Origin of the sequence: Streptomyces flavofungini (genome assembly GCF_041028215.1) — a bacterium.
Lineage (GTDB): Bacteria > Actinomycetota > Actinomycetes > Streptomycetales > Streptomycetaceae > Streptomyces > Streptomyces flavofungini_B.
In genome coordinates this window covers 1-14,124 of the sequence record NZ_JASKYR010000177.1, presented here as the reverse complement: position 1 = coordinate 14,124, position 14,124 = coordinate 1, and the positions used below count along the sequence as shown (strand labels likewise).

The window sequence follows — 14,124 nt, the reverse complement described above, 5'->3', positions numbered from 1 at the left end:
GTCAGGCCCTTGGCACCCCGCCGCCCCGCGCGCCGCCGCGCGTCAACCGACGCCCCCGATATCGGTCGCCCGTTCAAAGTGAGTCTCCCCTCGCACGGCCTGGAACCAGGCCCGCACCCCATAGCACCTGCGCGTTTCAGACACGCGCAAGCGCTAGATAACCACACGGCTCCGGGCGATGACTCCCCGCCAATGTCACCGTTCCGTTCCAACTGCCCCTGGGGTGCGGGCAGACCTTGATCACCGGGTGGCCGCCGGCCGGACACCCGGCGGTCACCTGGTGGCCCCGCCGGACGTCAGCCGTTCTTCACCCAGTCCTTCCACTCCATGTTCCAGCCGCCGAGCCCGTTGTCGGGAGCGACTTTCTTGTCATTGCTGTTGATCACCTCGACGACGTCCCCGATGAGGGTCCGGTCGAAGAACCAGCCCGCAGGCGTCCGTGAACTGCCGCCTTTCACGTCGCGCAGACCGACGCAACCGTGGCTGACGTTGGTCTTGCCGGGAGCGTCGGGAGCCCAGTAGTTGCCGTGCAGGAAGGTCCCGGAGGTGGTGAGGCGGATGGCGTGCGGGACGTCGGGGATGTCGTACTCCCCGCCGAAGCCGACGGTGCGGCTGTTCATGCGGGTCACCTCCAGCATCTCCGTCACCACCATTTTGCCGTTGTACGTGGTGGTCTTCGGGGCGCCCGCGGTGATCGGCACGGTCGAGACCAGCTCGCCGTCGCGGCGTACCTCCATGGTGTGCGCGGCGGCGTCGACCAGGGACTCCTGGCTGCGCCCGACGGTGAACACGAAGCTCTTGTCCTGGAGGCCGTAGACGCCGGGGGCGGCCTCGACGTCGCGCAGGCCGAGGTCGACGGTGACCTTCGTGCCGGGCTTCCAGTACCGCTCGGGGCGGAAGTCGACGCGGGTGTCGCCGAACCAGTGCGGGCGGATGTCGACCGCCGGGCGCGAGGTGACCCTGATGGCCCGCCGGACGGCCTCGCGGTCCTCGATCTCCCGGTTGAACTCCAGGGAGACGATCATGCCGGTGCCGACCGTGGAGCGGTTCTCCGGCGCCACGTAGGCGATGAAGCGCTCGTCGGGGACGAAGGTGCGGAAGCTGGTGTGGCGGGCCGAGCGGCGGCCGTGCCCGTCGAGCGCGACGGCGTCGACCTCGTACGTCGCGGCGAGGGCGAGGGGGCCCTTGTCCCGCGGCTCCCAGCTCATGCCGTCGTCGGCGATGCGGCCCGGCACCTCGAACTCCTGCGCGTCCTGCGTCCGGACCACCTTCACCTTCTCGAGACGGCCGCCGGGCACCCGCACCTGGAGCCGTTCCTCCGGCTTGACGCCCTTGCTCTCGTCCTCCGGCGTCACCCGGATCACCTCCGCGGGCGAGCGCGGTTTCCCGAGTGCCTCGCCGAGATCCCCGCCGGAGCAGGCCGTCACCCCCGCGAGGAGGCCCGCCCATGTCACTGCCGCCGCCAGCACGGCCCGTGCGCGCCGTGCGCGCCTCGCACTCTGTCTCACGTGGGTCCCAACGACCGTCCGTGCCCGGGGAAACGTGAGTGCGACGCACGCACTGGGCAGAACAGTGGGGAGGGGCGACGTATGGGGGGCCGCGGCCGGGACGCCGCACACCCGCTTCGCGCGTCGGCCGAGGAGCCGCGGGAGGCTGACAGGTGTCGAGCGCATCCGAGCAGAGGACCGTGCGGGACGTCCGGGCGCAGGGCGTCACCGCGCCCGGACGTCCCCCCGCCGTGAACGGCCAGGAGCGCCCCGGCGCGCGTGCCAGGCCCGTCGTCCGGCCGGTGTGGCCGGGGACGCCGACACCGCTCGGCGCGCGCTTCCGCACCGGACCCGACGGGGTCGCGGGAACCAACTTCGCGCTGTGGGCGGGCGGTGCGGAGGCGGTGGAGCTGTGTCTGTTCGACGACGTCGCCGACGCCGACGGCGGCGGTGGCGGGGTCGTCGAGACGCGCTGCCCGCTGACCGAGCTGACCCACGAGATCTGGCACGGCTTCGTCCCCGGCGTGCGCCCGGGGCAGCGGTACGGCTACCGCGTGCACGGCCGCTGGGACCCGTGGACGGGCGCCCGCTGGAACCCGGCCAAGCTGCTCCTCGATCCCTACGCGCGCGCGGTGGACGGCGACTTCACGCTGCCCGCCGAGGTGTACGGGCACGCCCGCGACTGGCCCCAGCAGCATGTGGCGGACACCGTGCGCGACGACAGGGACTCGGCGCCGTACGTCCCCAAGGGCGTGGTCGTGCACGACGACGCGCCGGACGACGAGTGGGCCGACGACCGGCGCCCGAAGACGCCGTGGGCGGACTCGGTCATCTACGAACTGCATGTGCGCGGCTTCACCGAGCTGCACCCGGGGGTGCCCGAGGAGCTGCGCGGCACCTACGCGGGCCTCGCGCACCCGGCGGCGCTCGAGCACCTCGTACGCCTGGGAGTGACGGCGGTCGAGCTGCTCCCGGTGCACCAGTTCGCGCACGAGGACCATCTGCTGCGGCGGGGGCTCAGGAACTACTGGGGGTACAACTCGATCGGCTACTTCGCGCCGCACGCCGCGTACGCGGCGTCGGGCACGCGCGGCCAGCAGGTCGGGGAGTTCAAGCGGATGGTGCGGGCGCTGCACGCGGCCGGGATCGAGGTGATCCTCGACGTGGTCTACAACCACACGGCGGAGGCGGGCGAGCTGGGTCCGATGCTGTCGCTGAAGGGCATCGACAACCGCGGCTACTACCGGCTCCAGGCGGACGCGCGGCGGTACGCGGACTACACCGGCTGCGGAAACACCCTCCAGGTCGTGCAGCCGCACGTGCTCCGGCTCATCACGGACTCGCTGCGGTACTGGGTGAGCGAGATGGGCGTGGACGGCTTCCGCTTCGATCTCGCGGCGGCCCTCGCCCGCTCCTTCCACGACGTCGACATGCTCTCGCCGTTCCTCGCGGTGATCGCCCAGGACCCGGTCCTGCGCCGCGTGAAGCTGATCGCCGAGCCGTGGGACGTGGGCTCGGGCGGCTATCAGGTGGGCGCGTTCCCGCCGCTGTGGACGGAGTGGAACGACCGCTACCGGGGCGCGGTGCGGGACTTCTGGCGGGGCGCGCTGCCGGACGTACGGGATCTGGGGTACCGCCTCTCGGGCTCCAGCGACCTGTACGCGTGGGGCGGGCGCAGGCCGTACGCCTCGGTGAACTTCGTGACCGCGCACGACGGGTTCACCCTGCGGGACCTCGTGACGTACGAGCGCAAGCACAACGAGGCCAACGGCGAGGGCAACAGGGACGGTTCGGACGACAACCGCGCCTGGAACTGCGGCACCGAGGGCGAGACCGACGACGCGGCCATCGCGGCGCTGCGGCGGCGCCAGCTGCGCAACCTCATGACGACGCTGCTGCTCTCCACCGGGGTGCCGATGCTCGTCGCGGGCGACGAGATGGGGCGCACCCAGGGCGGCTCCAACAACGCCTACTGCCAGGACAACGCGATCAGCTGGGTCGACTGGGGTCTCCTCGACGATCCCGGCTGGCGCGAGCTGTGCGCGCTGACGGCGCGCCTGATCGGGCTGCGGCACCGGCATCCGGTGCTGCGCCGCCGCGCGTTCTTCTCCGGGCGCGCGCACTCGGCGGACGGGCTGCGGGACCTGGCGTGGTTCACCGCGCGGGGCACGGAGATGACGGAGGCCGACTGGTTCGCGCCCGCCGCGACGCTGGGGATGTACCTGTCGGGACGCGACATACCCGGCAGGGACGCCCGGGGCGCGCAGGTCGTCGACGACAGCTTCCTCGCGGTGCTGCACGCCGGGGCGGACCCGGTGGACTTCGTGCTGCCCGAGCCGCCGTGGGCCGACTCCTACGAGGTCGTCGTCGACACGGCGGCGGAGGGGCAGGAGACGCCGCCGGGGACCGTGTACGAGGCGGGCGCCACGGTGGCGGTGGGGGGACGGACGGTGCTGCTGATGCGGGTCCGGCACGGGTGACGGGGAGCTGACGGGGAGCTGACGGGGAGGTCGACCCCGACCTGCGCGGATTGGTCCAGACCGGAGTATTGCCGACCCACCCCGCGCGGTCCAAGCTCGGGCCATGGACCTGGAGTTGCGGCACCTGAAGACGATCCGGGCGATCGCCGACGCGGGCAGCCTGACCAAGGCCGCCACCGCGCTCGGGCTCGCGCAGCCCGCGCTGAGCGCCCAGCTCAAGCGCATCGAGCGGGCCCTTGGCGGTGAACTCTTCGAGCGGGGGCGGCACGGGGTGCGGGCCACCGCGCTGGGGGAGTTCGTGCTCGCGCGGGCCCGCGTCGTGCTGCCCGCGGTGAGCGGGCTGCGGGAGGAGGCGCGGCGGTTCGCCCAGGCGTGGGAGGGCGGCGCCGGATTCCGGCTCGGCGGCATCCACGGCCCGCTGCTCGGCGCCCTGGTGGACCGGCTCGCCGCCGCACACCCGGCGGCCCGGGTGACCACGCACACCTCCTGGTCGGAGCGGGACATCGCGGCCCGCACGGCCGCGGGCACCCTGGACTTCGCGCTGGTCGGCACGTGCGGGGCGAGCGCGCCGCCGGAGAGCGGGCTGCTGGTCTGGCGGGAGGTGGGCCGCGACCCCGTCTTCGTCATGCTGCCGACCGGCCATCCGCTCGCGGGCCACCAGGAGATCGACCTCGGGCTGCTCGCCGGGGAGGCGTGGACGGACGTGCCGGGCGACGGCTGCTTCGCGGACTGCTTCTCCGCCGCGTGCGCCCGCGCCGGGTTCACCCCCACCCGCGTGTACGAGACGGACGTCGCGTCCTGCGTCCATCTGGTGCAGGTGGGACGGGCGGTGGGGCTCTGCCGGGCGACGTTCCCGCCGACGCCCGGCCTGGTGACCCGGCCGCTCGCCGGGACCCCGCTGTACTGGCGGCACCTGCTCGGCTGGCATCCGGCGGCCCCCGCCCACGACACGGCGGCGGCGGTGTTCGCCCAGGCCCGCGCGGCCCACGCGGAGGCCGCCGCCCGCAGCGAGAGCTACACGGCGTGGCTCGCGGCTCCCTCGCCGCAGCGGCCGTGAGGGCCCCGGGGGGCGTTGCATAACACCGGGGGCGGGGGTCGACTGACAGCTTCTGCCGAGCTGTTGAGGCTTCTACGTTGTGGGCGATTCCCCGCTCGCTCCGCGTACTTCGAGGAGACCTCGTATGCTCCCCACCCACCCCAGACGTGCCGCGGCGGCCTGTGCCGCCCTCGCCGCGGCCGGTGCGCTCGTGCTCGCCGGGGCGCCCGGCAGCGCGTCCGCGCAGGCCGACCCCGCCGCAGGCCCTTCCCCGGCCGTGAGCGCCGCGGTCGACGCGACCTCTCCCCAGGTCCTCTCGGCCATGCGGCGCGACCTCGGCCTCACGTCGGCGCAGGCCAAGGCCCGTCTGGTCAACGAGGCCGAGGCCGGCGCCGACGCGGGAGCGCTGCGCGCCGCGCTCGGCGGTGACTTCGCGGGCGCCTGGGTGCGGGGCGCGACCTCGCGCACGCTGACCGTGGCCACCACGGACTCCGCCGACGTCCCCGTGATCGAGGCCAGGGGCGCCCGCGCCCTGGTGGTGCCGCACTCCCTCGGCGACCTCGACGCCGCGAAGGCCCGCCTCGACCGCGCGGCGAAGCGCCTGGACACCCGCGACGCCCCGGTCTGGTACGTCGACGTGCGCTCCAACGCCGTGGTGATACGCGCCGTCAGGGCGTCCGCCGCCGAGTCCCTGACGTCGGCCGCGGGCGTCGGGTCCGCTCTCGTGCGCGTCGAGCGTGCCACCGCCCGGCCGAAGCCCTTGTACGACCTGGTGGGCGGCGAGGCGTACTACATGGGCGGGCGCTGCTCGATCGGCTTCCCCGTCACCAAGGGCACTCAGCAGGGCTTCGCCACGGCGGGCCACTGCGGGCGCGCGGGCACCGCGACCAGCGGCTACAACCAGGTGGCCCAGGGCTCGTTCCAAGCGTCCATCTTCCCCGGCAAGGACATGGCCTGGGTCGCCACCAACTCCCAGTGGACCGCCACCCCGTACGTGAAGGGCCAGGGCGGCGCGCGGGTCGGCGTCGGGGGCTCCACACAGTCCCCGGTGGGTGCGTCGATCTGCCGCTCGGGCTCCACTACGGGGTGGCACTGCGGGACCGTCTCGCAGCACAACACCAGCGTGACGTACCCCGAGGGCACCATCAGCGGCGTCACGCGGACCACGGTCTGCGCGGAGCCCGGCGACTCCGGCGGCTCCTACATCTCCGGGAGCCAGGCGCAGGGCGTCACCTCGGGCGGCTCCGGTGACTGCCGCAGCGGCGGCGAGACCTTCCACCAGCCGATCAACCCGCTGCTCCAGCAGTTCGGTCTGACACTGAAGACCACGGGGGGCGGCGAGGACCCCGGCCCCGGGGAGCCGGAGCCGGGCGGCACCTGGGCAGCGGGCAAGGTGTACGCGGCGGGTGACAGCGTCACCTACGGCGGCGCCACCTTCCGCTGCCTCCAGGGGCACCAGGCCCAGCCGGGCTGGGAACCGCCGAACACCCCCGCGCTGTGGCAGCGGGCGTAGCACCCGCGGGTCAGCCCAGGATGCCCCTGCTGTAGGCCGTCGCCACCGCCGCCGCGCGGTCCTTCACCGACAGCTTGCCGTAGATATGAGTGAGGTGGGTCTTGACCGTGGCCTCGCTGATGAAGAGTTCCGCGGCGATCCCACGGTTCGACGTGCCTCTGGCGACGAGCGCGAGCACTTCCCTCTCCCGGGAGCTCAGCGGCTCGTTGCCGGGGGCGCGCACGCGTGAGACGAGGCGGGAGGCGACGGCGGGCGACAGGACCGTGCGCCCCTCGGCCGCCGCGCGCACCGCGGTGAACAGCTCCTCGCGCGGGGCGTCCTTGAGCAGATAGCCCGTCGCGCCCGCCTCGATCGCGGGCAGCGTGTCGGAGTCCGTGTCATAGGTGGTGAGGACCAGGACGCGGGAGCGGGCCCCGCGCCGGGTGAGCTCGGCGATCGCGTCGACACCGCCGCCGCCCGGCATCCGCAGGTCCATCAGGACGACGTCCGGGTCGAGTCCCGCGGCGAGCGCCACCGCCTCCACCCCGTTGGAGGCCTCGCCGAGCACCTCGAAGCCGGGCGCGGAACGGAACATGCCGCGCAGCCCGTCACGGACCACGGGGTGGTCGTCGACGACGATGAGGGTGATCACTTCAGTGCTCATGGCGCACCAACGGTACGCGGGCCGAGACCGCGGTGCCGCCGCCCGGCTCCGACTCCACGGTGAGGGAGCCCGCGATGCGCTCGGCGCGGGCCCGCATGCCGTCGCGGCCGAAGCCGCCGGAGCCGGTGCGCGGGGCGGTGGCGAGCGGGTCGAAACCGCGGCCGTCGTCGCGTACGTCCAGGGTGACCTCGTCGCCCATGAAGGACAGGGTGACGCCGAGACGGGTGGCGTCCGCGTGCCGGGCGGCGTTGGACAGGGCCTCCTGGACGATCCGCAGGAGGGTGGCCTCGATCTCGTCGTGGAGGTGCTCGGCGGTGCCGGTGACGGTGCAGCCCGCGCGGACCCCGGTGCGCTCCGCCCACGCGGCGACCGTCTTCTTCAGCGCCTCGGGCAGGTGGTCGTGGGCCAGCGGGGCGGGCGAGAGGTTGTGCACGGAGCGGCGGGCCTCGCCGAGGCTGTGCCGGGCGAGGTCGGCGGCGCGGTCCAGGTGCTCGCGGGCCAGCTCGCCGTGCCCGGTGTCCTGGGCGCCCGCGACGACCTGGAGCTGGGCGATGATGCCGGTCAGGCCCTGCGCGATGGTGTCGTGGATCTCGGCGGCGAGCCTGCGCCGTTCGTCGGCGACGCCCGCCTCACGGGCCTGGACGAGGAGCTGGGCGTGCAGGGCGGCGTTCTCGTCCAGGGCTTGTTGCAGGGCCGCGTTGGTGTTCTCCAGCTCGGTGATGGTCGCGGCCTGGACGCGGGAGCGCTCGTCCTCCTGCTCCGCGAGGTGGGCGAAGACGATGAGCAGCGCCACGTTCACGGCGAGCAGCCCGCCGAAGACGACCCAGCCGAGGCCGCCGTCCGGCGGCAGCCCGCCGGACTGGGAGCCCGCCATGATGACGGCGGTGGCGAACAGGCCGGTCCGCACCAGGCGCGGCGGCAGCAGCCGCTCGGTGCCGAAGTAGCCGACGACGGCGTAGAACGCGAAGAAGGGGTTGAGCCAGGTCACGACGAAGGCGATCGCCCAGCGCACGGCGTAGTACGCGGTCGAGGCGGGTGAGGGGCCGGGGCGGGTCCTGGCCAGCGCGCCCCAGCAGAGCTGGAGCGCGACGGCCGCGGTGATCAGGGTCCCGGCCACGTACCAGTCGGCCCGGTCCATGCCCACGACGCCGCTCGTGGCGGCCGACATCACGACGCCGAAGCCGAGCAGGACGTAGGGGCCCCACTGGTGGAACTGGCCCCAGCGCTGTTCGATCGTCCTCGCGGCGTCCGCCGTCTCCTCGCTCACCGGCCCAGTGTCCTCGACGGGGCACCGCGCGGGCGCGGGCGTCACTCCCACCGGAACCAGCGGGCCGCCCCGGCCGAGAGGGCCACCGTCCACAGCGCGAGGACGCCCAGGTGGACCCAGCCGGGCCAGTCCCCGGCGGCGGCCTCGGCCAGTGCCTGGGAGGCGGCGCCGAGCGGGGTGACCTCCACGGCGCGGGCCAGCGCGTCCGGCATCGCCTGCACCGGCAGCCAGACGCCCGCGCTGAACATCATCGGGAAGAAGACGGCGGAGCCGATCGCGGTCGCCGCCTTGGTGGTGCGCGCCAGCGCCGAGACGAGGGCGCCGAGGGCGAGCCCGCACAGGACGGCGAGGACGAGCGCGAGCGCGTACCCGAAGAACTGGCGCGGCAGCGTCACGTCGAAGGCGAGGCGCCCCACGGCAAGGGAGAGCAGCGCCGAGAGGAGCGCGGCGCCCCCGTGGATGCCCATCTGCGCGCCGAGCACGGCGGCGGGGCGGACCGGTGTCGTGGACATCCGGCGCAGGATGCCGCGCTCGCGGTAGCCGGTGATGAGCGGCGGCATGGCCTGGAGGCTCGCCATGATCAGGGCGAGCAGCACGGTGACGGGCACATACGCGTCGACCATGCGGATGCCGCCGAGCGAGTCGTCGGGCTCGCGGAAGGAGGGGATGGAACCGAGGATCGCCAGGAGGACCGTGGGGAAGGCCATGATCCAGAAGAGGGCGCCGGGCTCGCGGCGGAAGAGCCGGAGCTCCGACCTGAGGACGGCGGAGGACGCCCCGCTTCCCGGGGCGGCGTGCGGTGCGGCGGCGGTGGTCATGCCGGTGCTCCCGTGAGGTCGAGGAAGGCGTCGTCCAGCGTGGCGTCGGCGACCCGGAGCTGGTGTGCGGTGATGTTCCGCCGGGCGAGCAGCGTGATCGCGGCGTCGACGGTCCGGTCGGTGCCGTGCAGGGTGTAGCGGCCGTCGCGGTGCTCGACGGAGGTGACGGCGGGCAGCGCCGCGAGGGCGTGCTCGTCGAGCGGCGCGGACGGCGTGAAGGACATGACGGTGGAGCTCGCGGCCCGGCTGATCAGGCCCGCCGGGGAGTCGAGGGCGGCGACGAGGCCCTTGTCGATGACGGCGACGCGGTCGCAGAGGCGCTGGGCCTCCTCCATGAAGTGGGTGACGAGCAGGACGGTGACGCCGCTGTCGCGCACGTCCTCGATGAGCTGCCAGGTGTCGCGGCGGGCGCGCGGGTCGAGCCCGGTGGTCAGCTCGTCGAGGACGACGACCCTGGGGTTCCCGATCAGCGAGAGCGCGATGAACAGGCGCTGCTTCTGGCCACCGGAGAGCTTGCCGAAGCGGCTGCCGAGCTTGTCGGTGAGGCGCAGCCGCTCGGCGAGGGGCCGCCAGTCGGCCGGGCCGGGATAGAACGCGGCGTACAGTTCGAGCGCCTCGCGCACGGTCAGCTTCGGCTGGAGCTCGCTCTCCTGGAGCTGCGCGCCGAGGATACGGGTGAGGCGTCCGTGATCGGCGACGGGATCGAGGCCCGCCACGCGCACCGATCCGGCGTCGGGGACGCGCAGCCCCTCGACGCATTCGACGGTGGTGGTCTTGCCCGCGCCGTTCGGCCCGAGGATGCCGAAGATCTCCCCCTCCTCGACCCCGAAGGAGACACCGCCGACGACGGTGCGACCGCCGTAGGCCTTCCTGAGTCCGTGTACTTCGATGAGCGGCATGGACCGAGAATCGCCGGTCGGCGGGGTGCCGGGCATCGCCCATCACGCTCGGAGCGGCATCAGCCGATCGGTTGATGCGGGGGTACGACCGCGGGGAGCGGCCCTTCGCGGGGCCCGGCGCGGACCCCGGTCGCGGGTCTCGCGCGGGAGCTCCGACGGGGCGAAACTCGGTGGGCTCCGTCAGTCGTCATCCGTAGGCTCGGTGCTGATGCCGAAAAAAGATGCCCCCACCAAGGATCGGTCCACCGTCCGGACGCTGCTGCGGCTGTGGCCGTATGTGCGGCCCGTCCGGACCCGCCTGGCCACCGCCGCCGTCGTGGCCGTCGTCGCCTCCTGTACGGGGCTGGTCTTCCCCCTCGTACTGAAGTGGATGGTGGACGGTCCGGTGGCCGACAGGGACGGGGCGGGGGTGTGGCTCGGGGCGCTGTTCCTGCTGTTGCTCGGCGTGGCGGAGGCGCTCCTGTTCGGGCTGCGGCGGTGGCTCGTCGCCCGGCCGCTGGCGAGCGTGGAGGCGGCGATGCGGGCGGACCTCTTCCGCCGTCTCCAGCGGCTCCCGGTCGCCTTCCACGACCGGTGGGCGTCCGGGCAGCTCCTCTCGCGCGGCACCACCGACCTGATGCTGCTGCGGATGTTCCTCGCGTTCCCGCTGACCTTCCTGCTGGTCAACGGGGTGACGATCCTGGTCGGCATGATCATCCTGCTGGGCCAGGACTTCACGCTCGGGCTGGTCCTGCTCGCGCCCGTGGTGCCGATGGTGATCGCCTGCGCGTACTGGGAGGGGCGGTACGCGACCGTGGCGCGGCAGGCTCAGGACCAGGTCGGCGACCTGACGACGGTCGTCGAGGAGAGCGTGCTCGGCATCCGCATCATCAAGGGCTTCGGCCGCCACCGCAGCCAGGCGCGGGCGTTCCGCGAGCTGTCCCGCACCCTGCGCGGCACGGAGCTGGCCAAGGCCCGCATCCTCGCGGCCATCTACGCGGTGATCATGGCGCTGCCCGAGGCGGCCATCGGCGCGGCGCTCGTGCTCGGCACGGTGCGGGTCGCCGACGGCGAGCTCTCCGCGGGCACGCTGGTCGCCTTCCTGTCGACGGCGCTCGCGCTGCGCTGGCCGGTGGAGTCGATCGGCTTCCTGCTGGCGATGAGCCAGGAGTCCGCGACGGCCACGGAGCGGTACTTCGAGGTGATGGACGCGGAGCCCGAGAAGGACACCGCGACCGCCGCCACCTCCCCCAACGCCGGTGCCCCGGACGAGGGCGGACTGCGCTTCGACGGCGTGGAGTTCCGGTACCCCGACGCGCCGCCGGACGCCTCCCCCGTCCTCGACCGCGTCGACCTGCACATCCGTCCCGGCGAGACCATGGCCCTCGTCGGCGCCACCGGCAGCGGCAAGACCACCCTCACCGCCCTGGTGCCCCGCCTGCACGAGGCGACCGGCGGCCGCATCACCCTGGACGGCGAGGACATCGCCGCGATGGACCGCGAACGGCTGCGCACCCTGGTGGCCGTCGCCTTCGAGGAGCCGACGCTGTTCTCCGCGTCGGTCGGCGAGAACGTCCTGATGGGCGCGGCGGAGAGCGCGGACGACGCCGATCTGGCCCGCGCCCTCGACATCGCGCAGGCCGACTTCGCGCACGCCCTGCCGCAGGGCACCGCCACCCAGGTCGGCGAGCAGGGCCTGAGCCTGTCCGGCGGACAGCGCCAGCGTCTCGCCCTGGCCCGCGCGGTGGTGGGCCGCCCCCGCTTCCTGGTCCTCGACGACCCGCTCTCCGCGCTCGACGTGCACACCGAGGCGTTGGTGGAGGCCGCGCTGCGGCGGGTCCTCGCGGACACGACCGCGCTGATCGTCGCCCACCGCCCCTCCACCGTGCTGCTCGCCGACCGCGTGGCGCTGCTCTCCGGCGGCCGCGTCACCGCCGTCGGCACCCACCAGGAACTGCTGCGGGACAACGCGGAGTACGCCTGGCTGATGTCCGGCGCCGACACCCCCCACGCCGCCGAGGAGGCTGCCCGATGACCTCGACGACCCCCGTACGGGAGAAGCCCGCCGAGCCCGGGGAACCTGAGCCGCCCGGGGAACCGGACGGCCACCAGGACCCCTTCGACAAGGACGACCTGCCCACGCCGCCGGGCGCCACCCGCGCTCTGCTGCGCTCGCTGCTCTCGCCCCTGCGCGGCCGGGTCGTCCTGGCCGCCGTGCTGCTCCTCCTCCAGCAGGCGGTCGCGCAGGCGGGGCCGCTGCTCGTCGCGTACGCCATCGACAGCGGTGTGCCCGCCGTACGGCGGGACGACTACGGCCCGCTGATCGCGATCGCCGTCGGCCATCTGCTCTGTGCCGCCGCGTCGGGCGCCCTCCAGTACGGCTTCATCGTCGCCTCCGCCCGCGTCAACCAGGACGTCCTGCTCGACCTGCGCGGGCGCATCTTCCGGCACGCGCAGGCGCTGAGCGTCGACTTCCACGAGCGGTACACCTCGGGCCGGCTGATCTCGCGCTCCACCACCGATGTGGAGTCCCTGCGCGAACTGCTCAGCGAGGGCCTCCAGGAGCTCCTCACCGTCCTGCTCTCCTTCGTCTACATCTCGGCGATGCTGCTCTGGCTCGACCTGTCGCTCGGCGCGGTGGCGGTGGCGTCGTTCGTGCCGCTCTACGGGCTCGTACGGCTCTACCAGCGGCGCGCGGGGGCGCTGTTCCGCAGCCGCTCGACCGCGATCGCCGCCGTCATCGTGAAGTTCGCCGAGACGATGAACGGCATCCGGCCGGTGCGGGCCTTCCGCAGGGAGCGCGCCAACGACGAGCGGTTCGCCGAGCTGAACCACCGGCACGAGCGGACCAACGGCGACGCGATGCTGGAGATGGCGCGCTATGTGGTCGGCTCGCGGCTCGTCGCCAACGTCGCCGTGGCCGGGATCGTCCTGTGGGGCGCGCACCGCGTCGCGGACGGCGGACTCGCCCTCGGTGTGCTCGCCGCCGCCGTGCTCTATCTGCGGCGCCTGTACGACCCGATCGACCGGCTCGGCATGTTCCTCAACTCCTACCAGTCGGCGGCGGCCTCCCTGGAGAAGATCGCGGGGCTGCTCGCCCAGGTCCCCGCCGTGCCCGAGCCCGACGCCGCCGCCGCGCGGGCGCTGCCCGCCCTGGAGTCCGCGCACCCCGGCCGCGAGGTCCGCTTCGACGGCGTGCGGTTCGCCTACCGCACCGGCGGCGAGGTCCTGCCCCGCTTCGACCTGACGCTGCCCGCCGGGCAGACCGTCGCCGTGGTCGGCTCGACCGGCGCGGGCAAGTCCACGCTGGCCAAGCTGCTCGCCCGCTTCTACGACCCGACGGACGGCGGCGTCCTCCTGGACGGCGTCGACCTGCGCGAGCTCGCGGGCGCCGAGCTGCGGCGCGGGGTGGTCATGGTGACGCAGGAGGCGTTCCTGTTCTCCGGCACCGTCGCCGAGAACATCGCGATCGGCCGCCCCGACGCCACCCGCGAGGACGTCGAGCGGGCCGCGAAGGCCATCGGCGCCCATGACTTCATCGTCTCGCTGCCCGACGGCTACCACACCGACGTACGCAAGAGGGGTGGCCGCATCTCCGCCGGTCAGCGCCAGTTGGTGGCCTTCGCGCGGGCGCTGCTCGCCGACCCCGCGGTGCTGATCCTCGACGAGGCGACCAGCTCCCTCGACATCCCGGGCGAGCGGGCGGTGCAGCGCGCGATGGACACGGTGCTGCGGGGCCGTACGGCCGTGGTGATCGCCCACCGGCTCTCCACGGTGGAGATCGCCGACCGGGTGCTCGTGATGGAGCACGGCCGGATCGTGGAGGACGGAACCCCGGCCGAACTGATCGCGGGCGAGGGGTCCTTCGCGGGACTGCACCGGGCATGGCGAGAGAGCGTGGTGGGCTGAGGACCGGGTTGCGGGCGGACTCCTCCGGTTGTTCTACGGGCGGGGCTCCGGGTCGGCTCCTCCGGTGTGCGGGGGACGGGGTTCGGGTTCGGC

10 protein-coding genes are annotated in these 14,124 nt (G+C 73.7%); 5 read left to right on the top strand and 5 right to left on the bottom strand.

From position 1 onward, the window contains the following. Positions 1–296 precede the first annotated feature (296 nt). Positions 297–1,469, bottom strand: coding sequence for an Ig-like domain-containing protein (locus AB8Z36_RS14840; RefSeq protein ID WP_440581921.1), 1,173 nt, complete (start codon positions 1,467–1,469; stop codon positions 297–299). Between the two features lie 191 nt (positions 1,470–1,660). Here AB8Z36_RS14840 and glgX point away from each other — a divergent pair, with 191 nt between their 5' ends. From glgX to AB8Z36_RS14825, 3 genes are all read left to right on the top strand, one after another. Beyond that, positions 1,661–3,967: a glycogen debranching protein GlgX gene (gene glgX, locus AB8Z36_RS14835; protein ID WP_369213756.1), complete on the top strand. Its 2,307-nt coding sequence runs from the start codon at positions 1,661–1,663 to the stop codon at positions 3,965–3,967. Positions 3,968–4,070: 103 nt separating this feature from the next. Beyond that, positions 4,071–5,024, top strand: coding sequence for a LysR family transcriptional regulator (locus AB8Z36_RS14830; protein ID WP_369213755.1), 954 nt, complete (start codon positions 4,071–4,073; stop codon positions 5,022–5,024). Between the two features lie 124 nt (positions 5,025–5,148). Next, a complete protein-coding gene (locus tag AB8Z36_RS14825; protein ID WP_369213754.1) occupies positions 5,149–6,516 on the top strand; it encodes a carbohydrate-binding protein in 1,368 nt (455 codons plus the stop codon). A 10-nt stretch (positions 6,517–6,526) separates the two neighbouring features. Here AB8Z36_RS14825 and AB8Z36_RS14820 read toward each other — a convergent pair whose 3' ends face one another. Genes AB8Z36_RS14820 through AB8Z36_RS14805 form a run of 4 tightly spaced genes read right to left on the bottom strand, consistent with a single transcriptional unit; the run spans position 6,527 to position 10,143 of the window. Continuing rightward, positions 6,527–7,159, bottom strand: coding sequence for a response regulator (locus AB8Z36_RS14820; protein ID WP_369213753.1), 633 nt, complete (start codon positions 7,157–7,159; stop codon positions 6,527–6,529). After that, positions 7,149–8,426, bottom strand: a complete 1,278-nt coding sequence (locus AB8Z36_RS14815) for a sensor histidine kinase (protein WP_369213752.1) — start codon at positions 8,424–8,426, stop codon at positions 7,149–7,151. The genes AB8Z36_RS14820 and AB8Z36_RS14815 overlap by 11 nt, the downstream gene beginning before the upstream one ends. Positions 8,427–8,467: 41 nt before the next feature. Next, complete coding sequence (locus AB8Z36_RS14810; RefSeq protein WP_369213751.1) at positions 8,468–9,244, bottom strand: ABC transporter permease; 777 nt, start codon at positions 9,242–9,244, stop codon at positions 8,468–8,470. Further along, on the bottom strand, positions 9,241–10,143 hold the full coding sequence (locus tag AB8Z36_RS14805) for an ABC transporter ATP-binding protein (protein WP_369213750.1): 903 nt from the start codon (positions 10,141–10,143) through the stop codon (positions 9,241–9,243). The genes AB8Z36_RS14810 and AB8Z36_RS14805 overlap by 4 nt, the downstream gene beginning before the upstream one ends. A gap of 208 nt (positions 10,144–10,351) precedes the next feature. Between AB8Z36_RS14805 and AB8Z36_RS14800 the strand changes: the two genes are divergently transcribed. Further along, positions 10,352–12,157 (top strand): ABC transporter ATP-binding protein, encoded by a 1,806-nt coding sequence (locus AB8Z36_RS14800; RefSeq protein WP_369213749.1) that lies wholly within the window; start codon positions 10,352–10,354, stop codon positions 12,155–12,157. Beyond that, complete coding sequence (locus AB8Z36_RS14795; RefSeq protein WP_369213748.1) at positions 12,154–14,031, top strand: ABC transporter ATP-binding protein; 1,878 nt, start codon at positions 12,154–12,156, stop codon at positions 14,029–14,031. Before AB8Z36_RS14800 ends, AB8Z36_RS14795 begins: the two co-directional genes overlap by 4 nt. The last annotated feature ends 93 nt before the right edge of the window (positions 14,032–14,124 follow it).